The organism is Pseudarthrobacter sp. LMD1-1-1.1, assembly GCF_040676255.1.
Taxonomy (GTDB): domain Bacteria; phylum Actinomycetota; class Actinomycetes; order Actinomycetales; family Micrococcaceae; genus Arthrobacter.
Genome location: NZ_JBEGHP010000024.1, coordinates 57482 through 70908, shown reverse-complemented (window position 1 = coordinate 70908; position 13427 = coordinate 57482). Strand labels below are relative to the sequence as shown.

The window sequence follows — 13427 nt, the reverse complement described above, 5'->3', positions numbered from 1 at the left end:
AGGTTCTGCCAGAACCAGTTACAGCAGGGCCCTCGCCAACGGTGCCGGGGCCGGGTTTGATGGGACTGTCCCTTTCAGCCGTTTCACCATGTGGAGGACCCAGCATGCGCGCAACCATCATGCACGCGCCCGGAGACGTCCGGGTCGAGAATCGTGACAAACCAGCAGTCCGGCAGCCCACGGATGCGGTCATCAAACTCGTTGCCGCCTGCGTCTGCGGGTCGGACCTGTGGCCCTACCGCGGCGCTGACAAAATTTCCAAGCCCGCGCCGATGGGCCACGAGTACGTCGGAATCGTCGAGGAAGTCGGTGCCGGGGTCAGGAATGTCCGCCCTGGACAGTTCGTCGTCGGGTCATTCTTCGCCTCGGACAACACCTGCGAAATCTGCCGCTCCGGCTACCAGAGCGCGTGTGTCCACCGCCAGGGCGTGGGCGGTGCACAGGCGGAATACATGCGCGTCCCGCTGGCGGACGGCACCCTGGTGGCAACACCCGGCATGCCCGACGCCGCCAAGGTTCCGTCGCTGCTTGCAGCCTCCGACGTCCTGGGGACAGGATGGTTCGCCGCGAAGGCGGCCGAGGTGGGCCCGGGCAAGACAGTGGCAGTAGTGGGCGACGGCGCCGTGGGACTTTTGGGGGTCCTCGCAGCGCAGCAGATGGGCGCTGAACGGATCATCGCCATGTCCCGCCACGCGGACCGGCAGGCGCTGGCACGCGAGTTTGGCGCCACGGACATCGTGGAGGAGCGCGGGGACGAGGGCGTGAAGAAGATCAAGGAACTCACCGGCGGCCTCGGCGCGCACTCCGTCCTCGAAGCCGTGGGCACGCAGGAATCGATGCTGCAGGCCATCCACGCCACCAGGGCAGGCGGCCATGTGGGCTTTGTGGGAGTCTCCCACGATGTGGCGCTGCCCGGGCGGGACCTGTTCTACTCGCATGTGCACCTGCACGGCGGCCCTGCTCCGGTCCGGCAATACCTGCCCGAGCTGATCGACCTGATCCTCGGCGGCACGATCAATCCCGGAAAAGTGTTTGACCTGGAACTCCCGCTCGAGCAGGCCGCGGACGCGTATAAGGCCATGGACGAACGCCGCGCAATCAAGGTGCTGCTGCGCCCCTAGCGCATCCTTGCCCCGATGGCCCACACGGGCCCAAAGGGTAGGACTCTCAAGACCAGTCACAACAGGGCCACCTTGGTGCCCCCTTTTCCCGGGTTTGCTCCGAACAACCCCGGTAGCATTTATATGTCCCCCCAACAGATCACAGGAGAACCATGACTACCGTCAAGGCTTATGCATCCCCGTCCGCCACGGAGGACCTGGTGGCTACCACCATTGAGCGCCGCGAAGTGGGCCCTCACGACGTCCTGATCGACATTAAGTTCGCCGGCATCTGCCACTCGGACATCCACACCGTCCGCGGTGACTGGGGCCCGCAGCAGTACCCGCTGGTGCCCGGCCACGAGATTGCCGGCATCGTCACCGAGGTGGGGGCCGAGGTGACCAAGCACAAAGTGGGCGACCGCGTTGGTGTTGGCTGCATGGTCAACTCCTGCCGGGAATGCGTCAACTGCCAGAAGGGCGAGGAGCAGTACTGCCTCAAGGGCAACACCGGCACCTACGGCGCCGTTGACCGCGATGGCACCATCACGCAGGGTGGCTACTCCACCCACGTTGTGGTCACCGAAGACTTCGTCGTCACCATCCCCGAGGGCATCGACCTCGACGTCGCCGCACCGCTGCTGTGCGCCGGCATCACCACCTACTCACCGCTGCGGCACTGGGGTGCCGGCCCCGGCAAGAACGTTGCCGTCGTCGGCCTCGGCGGCCTGGGCCACATGGCCGTCAAGCTGGCCCACGCCATGGGAGCCGAGGTGACCGTCCTGTCACAGTCGCTGAAGAAGCAGGAGGACGGCCTGAAGCTCGGCGCCGACCACTACTTCGCCACGAGCGACGAGAACACCTTCTCCGAACTCGCCGGCTCCTTCGACCTGATCATCAACACGGTCAGCGCCTCGATCGACATCAGCTCCTACCTGGGCCTGCTGAAGCTCGACGGCGCCCTGGTCAACGTGGGTGCCCCCGCGGAACCGCTTCCCGTCAACGCCTTCGCGCTGATCGGCGGACGCCGTTCCTTCGCCGGTTCCATGATCGGCGGCATCCGCGAGACCCAGGAGATGCTGAACTTCTGCGCCGAGCACCACCTGGGTGCCGAGATCGAGGTCATCCCGGCCGAGAAGATCAACGACGCCTACGAGCGCGTCCTTGCCTCGGACGTCCGGTACCGCTTCGTGATCGACACCGCCACCTTCTAAAGCACCACCCCCGCTTTCACGGCGCGCGCGGCGGGCCGGCTCCCACAAGGGGCCGGCCCGCCGTCGGGCTTTAAACAGCGGACGACGGCGGCCCAAGCCTTACGGCGCGAGGCTTTCCAGGATGGAAACCGCGGAGCCTTCCCTCGTGTCCCGGTAATTGATGCCGGCCCACAGGTTCAGCCACTCCGGCTCCCCTGCTGCCGCGGCAGCGGCGCGCAGGGGAGTGGTGAGGTGGTGGATCTCGGGGTAGCCGTACGGGGCGTCGCCGTCGTGGCGGCGCATGAACCCGTTGTAGAGGCCGCGCGCGTTGCGGCCGGAAAAGGCACGGGTGACGGCAGTGGTGGTGAAATGGTCCGACGCCGACAAGGCAGCCCGGTGCGTGGGCTTGGTCCCCGCTTCATCAGCGCGGAGGAACGCGGTGCCGGCCTGGACCGCAACCGCTCCGACGGCCAGCGCAGCCCGGGTGTGCTCCGACGAGGCAATGCCACCCGCCGCGATGAGGGGCACCTCCAGATCAGACAGCCCGCCCAGGATCCCGTGGAGGGGAACCAGGGGAGCAGGCGCGTCAGGTTTGAACGTTCCGCGGTGGCCTCCGGCTTCCGGACCCTGGACGCACAGGGCGTCGGCGCCTGCCGCGAGCGCCTGCAGCGCTTCTTCACGGTCCGTGACCGTGGCGATGACGTACATCCCGCGGTGCTGCAGTGCTTCCACCACGCTGGTTTCCGGAATATCGAAGGTGAATGAAACCACCGCCGGTGCCAGGTCCAGCAAGGCCTCGAGCTTTTGGTCCCAGTCGTCATCGTCATGCCGGGGCTCGCCGAGGCTCACGCCGAAGCGCTCAGCATCCGGGGCCAGCGAATCGGCGTATTGCTGCAGGGACGCCGGACTGATGACGGACGCCTGGGGTACGAAGAGGTTCACGCCGAACGGCTTGTCCGTTTGGCTCCTGACGGACTCGATCTCGGCGCGCATGGCAGCGGCAGTCTTGTAGCCAGCCGCAACGAAGCCCAGGCCGCCCGCCCCGCTGACGGCCGCTGCCAGCCGCGGGGTGGACGGTCCCCCGGCCATGGGCGCCTGGATGACGGGCAGCGCCAGCGACTCGAACCTGAACCTGGTGCTTTTCCGGTGCGCAGCCATATGCCCTTCCCGTCGTTTGGGTGTACCTGACGAATGCTACGCCGGTTGGTGACTGGACGCGCTCAGCCCTCCCGGCCTGCGGGCGGCGGACCGGCCGCGATGCGTACCACCGTGACCTGGACGGCGACGTTGCCCGGCGCCAAATGGCTCCGAACGGCGGCAGCCTCGGCGCGGACCACTTCCGGTGTCCGGGCATCCGGGCTGACGCCGATCCGGACAGTTGCCTCGGTGCGGCCGCCGTCTTCCCGGACCTCGACCAGCGAAGGGGCGTCGGCGTTGTTCCGCTGCAGCAGGGATGCCGCCTGGCCGGGAAGCCGCTGCCACAGGGTCCGGGCGGGAAAGACTTCCGTGACGCCGTCGACCGCCATGATGGCCTGCTGCAGAGCCGTGGTCACGATTCCTCCCGTGGTGCGTCGATGACGTCGGTAATGGTGATGTCGATGGCCGAAATGTTCAGCTCGGTGTGGCGGGCCAGCGCCTCGGCCAGATCCTGCCGGAGCGACGCCGCACTGGCCATGAGCGCATGGCCGAACAGGACCGCAAGGTCCAGCCGGACCGCCACAGGGCTGCCCGGAACGGTGACGTCTCCCTCCAGCCGGACCTTGCCGGCCACTGCTCCCGGCCGGCTGTCCGCCACGGACCGGACCAGGGCAACGATGGAACCCTCGGTTTCGGACAGGGTGTCCGCGGGATCGTCGGAGCTCAGCGGGATGCTCCGTCCCGGCCGCAGTTCCAGCGCCAGGTTTGCCAGGATGTCCTTCAGCCAGTCGTCGGTGCCGCTGCCGGCAGCTGCCAGGTCACTGGCGAAGAGTTCGTCGCCGGCCGCGGAGAGCCGCCGGAGGGAGTCGAGGCCGTTGCGGCACTCCGGGCAGGATTCCAGATGGGGCGGATCGGGGAATTCACCGGTGTCCAGGTAGAGGCTGAGTTCCTCGAGCGTGTGGCCGCACTCGAACGTGTCGTTGGGCATGCTCATCGCCAATCTTCCATTTCGCGGACCAGTGTAATCCGGGCCCGGGCGAGCCGCCCCCGGACACTGGCTGGGCTGATGTTCAGGGTCCGGGCAATCTCTTCGTAGCTTTGGCCGTTGATTTCCTTCAGGATCCAGCAGCGCCGCTGCTCTTCGGGCAACGCAGACAGGGCAACCTTCAGGGAGTCAATGCCGGCACCGGCCACGGCCGCTGTCTCCGGCCCTGCGCCCGGGGACACAGTATCCGCCGGCGCCTCCCCGTCCGCCGTGGTGAGGCTGGCGTGGTTCCGGCGCCTCCGCAGCAGGTCGATGCTGCGGCTGCCGGTGAGCCGCAGCAGCCAGCCCTTTACCGCAGCGGGTTCGCGCAGTGTGTCCAGCTGCTGCCACGCCTGGACCAACACTTCCTGCACCACGTCATCCGCGTCCGCATACGAACCCGTCAGGCGCCGGGCGGCTGCCCGCATGTGTGGACCATAGCGGCGGGCCAGGGACTCGAAAGCCGCCGTGTCGCCGTCGGCTGCCCTGCCTGCCAGGATGGCATCGGGGACCACGTCCAACTGGTCCCGCACCAAGGGTAAACCTGTCACCGGTTTCTGCTTTCACTATCGGCGCGAGCGCCTGACGGGCGGCAGGCGGGCCCGCCCACCACGGAGGTGGAGCGGACCTGCCGCAGGGGGACTGCCTACTCTTTGCTGAAGCCCTCTTTGACCTTGGCCGCCGCGTCCTTGAGGTTGCTGCCGATGCCCTTGGCGGCGTCCTTGACCTTTTCGCCGGCCTCCTGCAGCTTGGCCTGGGCCTGGTCCCGCTGGCCCTCGCGCTCCAGCTCCTCGTTGCCGGTCAGCTTCCCTGCACCTTCCTTGGCTGCGCCGAGGTGGTTGGTGGCTGCGTTGTTGAGATTGTCGTCGAGTCCCATGGTGCTTCCTTCCGTTGTGATTCCTGTTTCTGCTCAGCCGGCGCGGTGTGCGCGGGCCAGCTTTGTCCTGGTTCCACTTCCTATTCGGACCAGAACAGTGGGGTGATGACCCAGGAGCGCATCAATCGCGCCGACCAGGTCCTCCGCCAGGTCCGCGACCTCCCGGGGGGAGGCGCCCTTGCGGGCCTGCAGCGTGAGCCGCAGGGCAGGGGCTGTGTTCCGTTTGGTGCGGCCCCGCCAGGCTGTCAGGGAGCTTCCGACGACGGCCCGGTTGCCTTTCAGGGCCTCGTCCACCGCTGCGGCCAGGTAGGAGACGTCCACTGCCGTGTCCCCGGACTCCGGATCCTGTTCGCTGGCGGCAGTGCCGGTGCGGCCGCCGCCCTGCCGCGTCAACCAGAAGATGCTTGCCGCCGCACCCAGGAGCAGCAGCGCGGGCAGGGCGAGGGACCACCAACTGCCCAGGGGCTCCGGTGCCGGTGCGGTGGGAAGCAAGGCCTGCCACCGTTCCAGCAGGCCAGTGGCAACGGCATTCCACTGTTCCCGGACAGCGGGAACCAGTCCCGCTCCCGCGGCCAGCAGGCCCGCCGCCAGCAGCACCAGCCCGGCGGTGGCCAGGAGGAGCCTGTTCATGGCCCTGTTGGTGCTGTTCATCGTCCCACCGCTCCTTCCGTGGCAACCCGGACTTGTGCCGGGATGGTTTTGCGAAGGCGCAGGGATGCCAGTTCCTCGGCTGCCGCCGCCGTGAGGACGGCCGGGTCCAGGGTCATGCCCGACGTCGGGTGGACGTGGACCATAGCGCGGTTGCGGGTCACGGTGGTGGCCATCTGCCCGGGGGCCAGGTTGGCGGCCAGCCGCACCTTGCGTGAGATGGCGGCAGCGATTGTTTCGTCGTCCACCACCAAGGCGCTGCGGCCGCTGAGCATGGCACGCCGGCCGCGGCGCCCGCCCTTGACCGCCGCGAGCAGCAGGCCGGCACCGGCCAGGGCAACGAGGGTTCCGCCGGACACCAGGCCCGCGGGCAGGACGGCCTCTGGAACAGCTGCCACGAGCGATGCGAGATGGCCTGGGGATGCCAGCAGCGCAGGTTGCCCCAGCAGCGACAGGACGCTTTCGGTTCCCAGCCACAGGCAGGCCACCAGCAGCAAGACTGCGGTAAGGACGGATAAGCCGGCGCGCGATGAGTGCGTTTCCCGGCGGATGATCCGGTTGGTGATGCGTCCCTGGTTCACGGTTTCCTCCTGTCCAATCTGCGGTCTGAACGGTCTGCCTGGTCCTCCCGCTGGTCCACCCGGTCCTCGCGGACGGCCCGGCCTCCCGCTCCGAGGCGGATGTTGATGCGGCCGCACTGCAGCCCGGTGATCTGCTGGCCCAGGGAGGAAATCCTCAGCCGGGCGATGCTTGCGCGCTCCAGCACTGGGAGCTGTCCCTGTCCCGGCGGTCCCTGGAGTGCGGACGGTCCGGGCAACGGGGGCGGCGGGAGCCGCACCAGGAGGTCCACACCCAGCTTTCCCGCATCGTCCTGCAGTGTGGCTGACACGTCCTCCGGCCGGACCCTGAAGGCACCGGCCGCCACCGCTTCCAGGGCGTGGCGCAGCGCTGCCTGCTCAATCTGGGTGTGGCCCTGGCGGGTGTGCGCCTGCGTGGTCACGTTGACGAGCGGCGGCCGCGCAGGGCATCCAGCACGGCGCCGAGGTCCAGCCGGCCTTCAGCGGCCCTTCCCAGTGCGGCTCCTGTTCCCATGAAGAGCGCCGTCAGCAGGAAGCCCCAGAATCCGAAGGCCAGGGCGGCCAGCGCCAGGACGGCTCCGGCGGCCGTCCCGGCAACCACCGGGGTCATGCAACCCTCGGTTCGCGGTCGGCGTCGTCTGTGTCCTCACCATCGGACGGAACGTGGATGTCCGTGATGGTGATGTTGACTTCGGTGACCTCCATGCCCACCAGGTCCTCCACAGCGGAGTAGACGGCGTCGCGGGCGTTGTCCGCCACCTGCTGGAGGGGGTGCGGGTACTCCACCACGAGGGTCACATCAACGGCAACCTGGGTCTGGCCCACCTCGACATTGACGCCCTGGGTCAGGTCCTTCTGGCCAACCTTTTCGCGAAGGTTGCCCAGGGCCCGGGCTGCGCCGCCGCCCAGGGCGTGCACACCGTCAATCTCCTGGATGGCGATGCCGGCGATCTTGGCCACCACGCCGTCCGCCACCGTGGTGCGTCCGCGGCCGTCGTGGCCGGCGGCGGAGGAAAGTTCATGGGCAGGGGCGGCAGCCGTCTTCTTCTGCTGGACCGTTGCGGGGGTTTGCGTCTGCGTGGTCATTGCGTCGCTCCTTCTTGTTCTGGAACTGGATTCCAGGGCGCGTCGTGCGCCCTCACAAGTAAGACGCAGCGGGAGCGGAAAACCTCACGCACGTTTTGGTGTGATCGTCGTCACTTTCGGATCCGGGCAGCAAAAAGGGCGTTGACGACGGCGGGTGGGGCCCGCCGTCGTCAACGCCCTGTGCGGGTGGGCCGCTTAGAGGGCCAGTGCCGGCTCGTTCCCGCGGACGCTCAAGGTGAAGGTGTTAGGTCCGCTGCAGGTGACGGCGATGCGGCAGCTGGTGGTGTTGTGGCGCGCGGAGAGGTCGGAGACCGCGGAATCGAGGGTCTCGTGGAGGGAGGTCCGGTCCCAGATCTTCAGCGTCACGGATTCGGCAGTGTTAAACGTCATTGTTCAGTACTTTCCTGTGTCAAGCCGGTTGTGTCCCCGGCAGTGGCCTGTCCGCGCTCGGAGGGTCGGTGGCCTGCGCTCACCGGTGGGCCTCGTTGCGTCACCAGGATGTCAAGGGCGGATATTCCGGCCCTGCCTATCCATAGTGCCCATGGCGGACGGGCCTGCTCAACCAAATCACGCATTTGTTGCGAGTGAATCTCATCACGTGTGACCGGCGCCACAGCTACTCGTCGAAGTAGGCAGTAATCCTCTCTTCCCCTGAAATCGAGGTAATGACCGTGGCGGCCACTTCCCGCAGCTTGATGTTCCTGGTGCTCGAGGCCCGCGTGAGGATGCTGAAGGCGGTATCCCGGTCGCAGCGGTTCTGGGCCATGATCGCGCCGACGGCCATGTCGATCACGGTGCGTGACTGCATTGCGGCGGTGAGGTCATTCCTGGCTTCCCTGAGCTGCGAAATCCGCAGGATCAGCCGCAGGGAACTGGCCGCCTGGGCCGCGAACGACTCCACGGTGGCGACGTCCTCGCCGGAGAACCCGTTGCTGCGGCCCGAGTAGAGGTTCAGCACCGCTTCTGCGTCCCCCGCCAGGTCCAGCGGGACGGCGAGGATGGAGGACACGCCGTGCGCTGCAGCCGTCCGGATATAGGGTCCCCAGCGGTCCTCGGCGGACAGGTCCGGCACGAGGAGGGTGGTTCCCTGCCGGAGCGCGGTGAGGCAGGGGCCCTGGCCGAATCCGTTCTGCAGCTCATCGAGGGCCCGTGCCGCAGCGTCACTTGCCGCTACGGCCTGGGGCCGCTTGTGCCGCAGCACCGTGACGCCGCTGTGGATCGTGTTCCCGGGGCCGGACAGCCGCGTACTGGCCAGGATCGCCAGTTCAGTGAGGAACGCCTTGATGTCCGAGCTTTCCAGCACCAGTTGCTGCAAGGACAGCTCTGCTGCCTCCAGCGGCAGTTCGTCGGGGTCCGGGAAGGGCTGCCCGTCACTGCCGGTCATTGGTCCTCGTCCGTTGACAGTTCCCTCATGGCCGTGGCAATCAATCCCACTTGGGAGGCCGGAAGGTGGAGCGCTTCGTTGAGGTAGGCGTCGAATGACATTTCGTCAGCGTCGCCGCCTAGGCCGTAGTAGTACGTCCACAGTTTCAGCATCGGTAGCTGCGTCTCGCGGAAACGCCGGGCCACATCCCTTCGCTGCTCGTCGGCTTCCAGCAGTTGGTCAGGGTCCCCGGTCCAGTCGGCGTTCATCCTTGCGGTCCCGTTGGCCCGGCGGTGGTCAGCGCATTGTTCCCGGCCATCTGGCCTCGATCCATAGTTGCGCCAGATATTGCTTTTCCTGGCTGGCGGCCGCCCGCTCTTGGCGCGTTCGGCCCGTGCATTCAACCTCCGGATCCTGGTGCCATCCCGAAATCTCCTACGTTTGACACTACGCCCTTGGGGGTCCTTCTGGTATAGCGGCCGGTTGCCTTCGCGCGACCCGGCCGCCTATGGGCCGGGTGTCGTCGTCCCCGGCCCCGCGCCGCCGTCACTGTCGTGTTCTGCGTCCGGCAGGAAGCTGCGGCCGTCCCCATCTCCCCGGCCGGAGGCATCCTCTGACTGGCCTGTGTCCGATGACTGCCCTGTGTCTGATGACTGGCCCGTGTTTGATGACAGGCCCGTATCTGACCGCCCGGCAGGGGAACCACCTGGTTGTCGGGAGAAGTCATCGGAATACGGGGCGCGGGGGCGCGGCAAGTCCTCTATGAGTTCGTTCGCTGCCAGTGCCAGGAGGTCGCGCTGGCTTGCCGGCAACGAGAGGAGCCCCTGCAGATAGGCCTCCACTTCATATTCGCCCGCGTCCCCGGACAAGCCAAAGTACTTCAGCCACAACGCCGAAATGGAGATGTCGGCGGCTTTCATGGCCGCCCGGAGCCGGCGCCGTTGTTCCGGCTCGTTTGGATCGAAGCCCACAGGCTGGTTCCTAGTTCGGGCCTGCCGGCGACCCGGCAGGCGTCGAGGCGCTGGCGGACTGCAGCGGGCTGCCCGTTTGGCGTGCCTTCCCCATAAGTTGCTGAAGCCTTTCGTCGTGCGTAAGTCCAAGCGGATCCCTGAGACTTCAGCTTAAGCCCCCGTAAATGCCCGCTCCGCTGCCGCGCGGGGGCCGGGCGACCGTAAGATGAACCCCATGCTGAATCCTGCCGACGATGTGACCGTCCAGAACCTCCAGGAGGTCCTGGTGGGTGCTGAAAATGCCGTGGAGTTCCTGTCCGGACTCTCGGGAATGGCGGCAGCGGCAGTATCCGCGGCTGCCGGTGACGACATTGAGTGCGCGGTGACCCTGAAGCTCCGGCGCCGGCCCACCACTGCGGCCGGCAGCAGTGCCCGGGCCCTGGAACTGGACCTCATCGAGCAGGCGCTGGGGGACGGTCCGTGTATCCGTGCGTTGCGCGAGATGGCACCTGTGCTGATCGACGACGTCGCGCGGGACCCCCGGTGGACCAAGTACAACCAGGAACTGGCAGGCCGGGGCGTACAGAGCACCCTGGGCGTGCCACTGGAAATCAGCAGCGAAGCCAGTGCTGCCCTGAACTTCTTCGCCACCAAGCCGGGCGTGTTCACGGCAGACGTCTACGACAAAGCGGCGGGATTCGCCGCCGCCGCCCACAACACATTGCACCTCTCGGTCCGCATCCACACCGCGCAGAACCGGGCAGACGACCTCGAAGCTGCCTTGGAGAGCAGGACCGCCATCAACCTGGCCTGCGGCGTCATCATGGCGCAGAACCGGTGTTCCCAGGAAGAAGCGATGGAGATCCTCACCAAGGTCTCCAGCAACCGCAACCGGAAGCTGCGGGACGTGGCCAAGGAACTGATTGAACAGCTGTCCGGAAGCAGCATCCAGACGCACTTCGAGGCCTAGGCCGGCACCCCAGGCTCCCTGCCGTCCACCAGCGGTCCCCGTCCGGTCAACGGGCGGTCCGCACGGACACCGCCGCCCCGCCTTCTGCCGTGCGGATGTCCCAGCAGTTGCCGCTGCCAATGACCTCGTAGTCCCTGGCTCCGACTGATTCCAGCACCACTGCCGTGCCCTCATCGATGGCAACCGCCCATTCCACCAGGCCTGCTGCCACGGCGCCCACCGCGCGGCTCAATGTCCCGGCCTGGGCGGCGTGGACGTCCACCGCGAACGGGACCAGCCCCAGGCCCTCCCGAACGTCCACTGCGTCCAGGCCCTCCGAGCACTCCTCCCCGCACACATCCGCCCCGTTGATCCGGCAGCCACCCATCAGCGCGCGGGCTGGTGCCACCATGGCTCCGGCGGAGAACCCCAGATAGGGGGCGCCCCCTGCCACCAGCCCGGAGATGGCCGTGGCCGCCGGGAGGAGGCCACTCCAGTACGCCGGCGTCAATCCGCCGCCCACCACCACGCCGTCCACACTGCTGAACCCAGCCGGATCCGCCGTCCTGCCTTCTGCCAGCGGCACCGCCACCACCTCACAGTCAAGCCTGGGCCGGAGCGGGCCTGCGCAGGCCTCCACCAGCTCCTGCAGGCTTCCGCCGTGGTGATGCACGGCAATGGCGACCCGGGCAGGCCGGCCCGGCGCGGCATGCCGCCGGATATCCTCCACGAACCGGTCAAAGACGTCCGGAAAACCCAGCGGATCCGGGCCGGCCCCGGCAAGGAAAATGCTCATGGGCTCTAAGGTACCGGCCGGCGCTGCCGGGCTGCCGGAGGAAGGAAAAACGCTTGACCTGCCGTCATTGCTGGACTAACGTACAACCAAATGGTTGTAGAAAAGCTAGGCGAGACCGAAACGGACCGCCTCTTCCAGGCATTCGCCGACTCCACCCGGCGGGACATCGTCCGCCGGGTCACCGTGGGCGAGTACTCCGTGTCCGGCCTGGCAGCCCTGTACGCCATGAGTTTCGCCGCCGTCCAAAAACATGTGGCGGTGCTGGAACGCGCATCACTGGTCACTAAGGAAAAGCGCGGAAGGGAGCAGATCGTGCGGGGCAACCACGAAGGACTGCACAACGCCCGGCGGCTGCTCGATGACTATGAACAGATCTGGCGGCAGCGGGCCTCCCGGATGGCCGATATTCTCGCTGAAGGTTAGGAAGGCATTGCCATGACAGTCATCAGTACGGATAAGAACCCCGAGGCCCTGAGCCTCACCCTCGTCGCCGAGTTCGACGCCGGCGTGGAGCGGGTCTGGCAGCTCTTCGAGGATCCGCGCCGGCTGGAGCGCTGGTGGGGACCGCCCACCTATCCCGCCACTTTCTACAAACATGACTTTGTTCCCGGCGGCCGGGCCAGCTACTACATGACAGGACCTGGCGGGGACAAGGCGCACGGCTGGTGGGAGTTCACCAGCATCGAATCCCCGCGGGAGCTGCAGTTCGACGACGGGTTCGCGGACAGCGACGGCAACCCCACGGGGGAGTTCGGCATCAGCCACGCCACGGTGACCCTGGAGCCGCTGGGGGAGCGGACCCGGATGACCATGCTGTCCACCTTCGAGTCCGAGGAACAGCTGGAGCAGATGATGCAGATGGGGATGGAGGAAGGACTCAAGGAGGCGGTCGGCCAGATGGACGGCATCCTCGCCGAGCACGCCAACGCCTGACAGCGCACCAACCGCCACCCTTTGCCACAGCGCCGGGTGGGCGGACGACGGCGGGACGCGCCGCCGTCGTCCGCCCACCTTGGGCGTTGAACGCCCAAGCCCACCGTTGAATACTGGAAGATGGGGGCCAAGCGAGGAGAGGCGGTGGTGGCAATGAGCGGCGGCGCAGGGGATTTCCGCAAGCGCCTGGAGCGTGCGGCCGAAGTCCGGTCATACCGTGGTGCCGGCATCAGCGCCGAGGAGGAAGCCGCGCTGGATGCCCTCGACGCGCAGGAGCGGGAGAAGCGCAAAAAAGTCAGCGATGCCGCCCGGGCGGAATACCTGGTCCGCGACGCCATGGCGCAAGGCAAGTTCGACAACCTGAAGTACGCGGGCAAGCCGATCCCGGGCCTGGGCGAATCGTACGATCCCGACTGGTGGGTGAAGGGGCTGATCCAGCGGGAGAACATCAGCGGCCTGGGCCCGGCGGCCATCCTGCTCCGCACTGAGGACGCCGGACTCGACGCCAGGCTGGACGCCCAGTATACCGAGCAGCAGGTCCGCGAAATCCTGCAGGATTTCAACCGGCGCGTGATCGACGCCCGCCGCCAGCTCCAGGGCGGCCCGCCGGTGGTCACCAGGACCCGGGACGTGGAGGACGAAGTGGAGCGCTGGCGCAGCCGCCGGACCGCGCGCGCGGTGGAGGCGCCTGCTGAGCCGGAGCCGGAGCGGTCCTGGTGGAAGCGCCTCTGGAAGGGCACGGGCTAGGCGGAAGGGTTTGTGCTCCCGAACAGCTCGCACAAGGCGTTGTAGT

Annotated in this window: 21 protein-coding genes; 6 read left to right on the top strand and 15 right to left on the bottom strand. The window is 67.4% G+C overall.

Features of this window, described 5'->3' with window-relative positions:
• Positions 1-104: 104 nt before the first annotated feature.
• Both MRBLMD1_RS16735 and MRBLMD1_RS16730 read left to right on the top strand, forming a co-directional pair.
• Positions 105-1121, top strand: a complete 1017-nt coding sequence (locus MRBLMD1_RS16735) for a zinc-dependent alcohol dehydrogenase family protein (RefSeq protein WP_364401640.1) — start codon at positions 105-107, stop codon at positions 1119-1121.
• Between the two features lie 152 nt (positions 1122-1273).
• Positions 1274-2314 (top strand): NAD(P)-dependent alcohol dehydrogenase, encoded by a 1041-nt coding sequence (locus tag MRBLMD1_RS16730; protein ID WP_364401637.1) that lies wholly within the window; start codon positions 1274-1276, stop codon positions 2312-2314.
• Between the two features lie 99 nt (positions 2315-2413).
• Here the strand turns inward: MRBLMD1_RS16730 and MRBLMD1_RS16725 are convergent, their stop codons facing one another.
• The 14 genes from MRBLMD1_RS16725 to MRBLMD1_RS22000 form a co-directional block, all read right to left on the bottom strand.
• Positions 2414-3451, bottom strand: a complete 1038-nt coding sequence (locus MRBLMD1_RS16725; protein WP_364401634.1) for a nitronate monooxygenase — start codon at positions 3449-3451, stop codon at positions 2414-2416.
• A gap of 62 nt (positions 3452-3513) precedes the next feature.
• Complete coding sequence (locus tag MRBLMD1_RS16720) at positions 3514-3846, bottom strand: hypothetical protein (protein ID WP_364401631.1); 333 nt, start codon at positions 3844-3846, stop codon at positions 3514-3516.
• Positions 3843-4424, bottom strand: coding sequence for an Asp23/Gls24 family envelope stress response protein (locus MRBLMD1_RS16715; protein ID WP_364401628.1), 582 nt, complete (start codon positions 4422-4424; stop codon positions 3843-3845). The genes MRBLMD1_RS16720 and MRBLMD1_RS16715 overlap by 4 nt, the downstream gene beginning before the upstream one ends.
• Positions 4421-4987 carry an RNA polymerase sigma factor gene (locus MRBLMD1_RS16710; protein WP_414703716.1) on the bottom strand — a complete coding sequence of 189 codons (567 nt, stop codon included), beginning with the start codon at positions 4985-4987 and terminating at the stop codon, positions 4421-4423. Before MRBLMD1_RS16710 ends, MRBLMD1_RS16715 begins: the two co-directional genes overlap by 4 nt.
• Before the next feature lie 113 nt (positions 4988-5100).
• Positions 5101-5331 (bottom strand): CsbD family protein, encoded by a 231-nt coding sequence (locus tag MRBLMD1_RS16705; RefSeq protein WP_364401622.1) that lies wholly within the window; start codon positions 5329-5331, stop codon positions 5101-5103.
• A gap of 33 nt (positions 5332-5364) precedes the next feature.
• Positions 5365-5982, bottom strand: coding sequence for a hypothetical protein (locus MRBLMD1_RS16700; protein ID WP_364401620.1), 618 nt, complete (start codon positions 5980-5982; stop codon positions 5365-5367).
• Positions 5979-6560, bottom strand: coding sequence for a hypothetical protein (locus tag MRBLMD1_RS16695; RefSeq protein WP_364401617.1), 582 nt, complete (start codon positions 6558-6560; stop codon positions 5979-5981). Before MRBLMD1_RS16695 ends, MRBLMD1_RS16700 begins: the two co-directional genes overlap by 4 nt.
• Positions 6557-6979 (bottom strand): hypothetical protein, encoded by a 423-nt coding sequence (locus tag MRBLMD1_RS16690; RefSeq protein ID WP_364401615.1) that lies wholly within the window; start codon positions 6977-6979, stop codon positions 6557-6559. The genes MRBLMD1_RS16695 and MRBLMD1_RS16690 overlap by 4 nt, the downstream gene beginning before the upstream one ends.
• Complete coding sequence (locus MRBLMD1_RS16685; RefSeq protein WP_364401612.1) at positions 6976-7167, bottom strand: DUF2273 domain-containing protein; 192 nt, start codon at positions 7165-7167, stop codon at positions 6976-6978. Before MRBLMD1_RS16685 ends, MRBLMD1_RS16690 begins: the two co-directional genes overlap by 4 nt.
• The gene (locus MRBLMD1_RS16680) at positions 7164-7643 is read right to left on the bottom strand and encodes an Asp23/Gls24 family envelope stress response protein (protein ID WP_364401609.1); all 480 of its coding nucleotides are present in this window, start codon (positions 7641-7643) and stop codon (positions 7164-7166) included. The genes MRBLMD1_RS16685 and MRBLMD1_RS16680 overlap by 4 nt, the downstream gene beginning before the upstream one ends.
• Positions 7644-7838: 195 nt before the next feature.
• Positions 7839-8033 (bottom strand): hypothetical protein, encoded by a 195-nt coding sequence (locus MRBLMD1_RS16675; protein WP_364401607.1) that lies wholly within the window; start codon positions 8031-8033, stop codon positions 7839-7841.
• 226 nt (positions 8034-8259) lie between these two features.
• Positions 8260-9027 (bottom strand): GAF and ANTAR domain-containing protein, encoded by a 768-nt coding sequence (locus MRBLMD1_RS16670; RefSeq protein WP_364401605.1) that lies wholly within the window; start codon positions 9025-9027, stop codon positions 8260-8262.
• Positions 9024-9275 (bottom strand): hypothetical protein, encoded by a 252-nt coding sequence (locus MRBLMD1_RS16665; RefSeq protein ID WP_364401602.1) that lies wholly within the window; start codon positions 9273-9275, stop codon positions 9024-9026. The genes MRBLMD1_RS16670 and MRBLMD1_RS16665 overlap by 4 nt, the downstream gene beginning before the upstream one ends.
• 237 nt (positions 9276-9512) lie before the next feature.
• Positions 9513-9977 (bottom strand): hypothetical protein, encoded by a 465-nt coding sequence (locus MRBLMD1_RS22000; protein ID WP_414703707.1) that lies wholly within the window; start codon positions 9975-9977, stop codon positions 9513-9515.
• A 214-nt stretch (positions 9978-10191) separates the two neighbouring features.
• On the opposite strand from MRBLMD1_RS22000, the gene MRBLMD1_RS16655 reads away from it, so the two are divergent.
• Positions 10192-10926: a GAF and ANTAR domain-containing protein gene (locus MRBLMD1_RS16655; RefSeq protein ID WP_159630563.1), complete on the top strand. Its 735-nt coding sequence runs from the start codon at positions 10192-10194 to the stop codon at positions 10924-10926.
• A 46-nt stretch (positions 10927-10972) separates the two neighbouring features.
• On the opposite strand, the gene MRBLMD1_RS16650 is transcribed toward MRBLMD1_RS16655, so the two are convergent.
• Positions 10973-11701 (bottom strand): Type 1 glutamine amidotransferase-like domain-containing protein, encoded by a 729-nt coding sequence (locus tag MRBLMD1_RS16650; RefSeq protein WP_364401599.1) that lies wholly within the window; start codon positions 11699-11701, stop codon positions 10973-10975.
• Positions 11702-11791: 90 nt separating this feature from the next.
• Here MRBLMD1_RS16650 and MRBLMD1_RS16645 point away from each other — a divergent pair, with 90 nt between their 5' ends.
• The 3 genes from MRBLMD1_RS16645 (at position 11792) to MRBLMD1_RS16635 (ending at position 13381) form a co-directional block, all read left to right on the top strand.
• Positions 11792-12124 carry an ArsR/SmtB family transcription factor gene (locus MRBLMD1_RS16645; protein WP_364401596.1) on the top strand — a complete coding sequence of 111 codons (333 nt, stop codon included), beginning with the start codon at positions 11792-11794 and terminating at the stop codon, positions 12122-12124.
• 12 nt (positions 12125-12136) lie between these two features.
• On the top strand, positions 12137-12634 hold the full coding sequence (locus tag MRBLMD1_RS16640; protein WP_159630569.1) for an SRPBCC family protein: 498 nt from the start codon (positions 12137-12139) through the stop codon (positions 12632-12634).
• A 153-nt stretch (positions 12635-12787) separates the two neighbouring features.
• Positions 12788-13381: a DUF1992 domain-containing protein gene (locus MRBLMD1_RS16635; protein WP_364402334.1), complete on the top strand. Its 594-nt coding sequence runs from the start codon at positions 12788-12790 to the stop codon at positions 13379-13381.
• Positions 13382-13427: the final 46 nt, after the last annotated feature.

Bases quoted from the DNA above. Each gene is read 5' to 3' on its own strand.
- MRBLMD1_RS16645 (WP_364401596.1), top strand. From the start codon at position 11,792: ATGGTTGTAGAAAAGCTAGGCGAGACCGAAACGGACCGCCTCTTCCAG.
- MRBLMD1_RS16735 (WP_364401640.1), top strand. From the start codon at position 105: ATGCGCGCAACCATCATGCACGCGCCCGGAGACGTCCGGGTCGAGAAT.
- MRBLMD1_RS16665 (WP_364401602.1), bottom strand. From the start codon at position 9,275: ATGAACGCCGACTGGACCGGGGACCCTGACCAACTGCTGGAAGCCGAC.
- MRBLMD1_RS16715 (WP_364401628.1), bottom strand. From the start codon at position 4,424: ATGAGCATGCCCAACGACACGTTCGAGTGCGGCCACACGCTCGAGGAA.
- MRBLMD1_RS16705 (WP_364401622.1), bottom strand. From the start codon at position 5,331: ATGGGACTCGACGACAATCTCAACAACGCAGCCACCAACCACCTCGGC.
- MRBLMD1_RS16685 (WP_364401612.1), bottom strand. From the start codon at position 7,167: ATGACCCCGGTGGTTGCCGGGACGGCCGCCGGAGCCGTCCTGGCGCTG.
- MRBLMD1_RS16670 (WP_364401605.1), bottom strand. From the start codon at position 9,027: ATGACCGGCAGTGACGGGCAGCCCTTCCCGGACCCCGACGAACTGCCG.
- MRBLMD1_RS16640 (WP_159630569.1), top strand. From the start codon at position 12,137: ATGACAGTCATCAGTACGGATAAGAACCCCGAGGCCCTGAGCCTCACC.
- MRBLMD1_RS16650 (WP_364401599.1), bottom strand. From the start codon at position 11,701: ATGAGCATTTTCCTTGCCGGGGCCGGCCCGGATCCGCTGGGTTTTCCG.
- MRBLMD1_RS16700 (WP_364401620.1), bottom strand. From the start codon at position 5,982: ATGAACAGCACCAACAGGGCCATGAACAGGCTCCTCCTGGCCACCGCC.
- MRBLMD1_RS16730 (WP_364401637.1), top strand. From the start codon at position 1,274: ATGACTACCGTCAAGGCTTATGCATCCCCGTCCGCCACGGAGGACCTG.
- MRBLMD1_RS16725 (WP_364401634.1), bottom strand. From the start codon at position 3,451: ATGGCTGCGCACCGGAAAAGCACCAGGTTCAGGTTCGAGTCGCTGGCG.
- MRBLMD1_RS16635 (WP_364402334.1), top strand. From the start codon at position 12,788: ATGAGCGGCGGCGCAGGGGATTTCCGCAAGCGCCTGGAGCGTGCGGCC.
- MRBLMD1_RS16655 (WP_159630563.1), top strand. From the start codon at position 10,192: ATGCTGAATCCTGCCGACGATGTGACCGTCCAGAACCTCCAGGAGGTC.
- MRBLMD1_RS16680 (WP_364401609.1), bottom strand. From the start codon at position 7,643: ATGACCACGCAGACGCAAACCCCCGCAACGGTCCAGCAGAAGAAGACG.
- MRBLMD1_RS16675 (WP_364401607.1), bottom strand. From the start codon at position 8,033: ATGACGTTTAACACTGCCGAATCCGTGACGCTGAAGATCTGGGACCGG.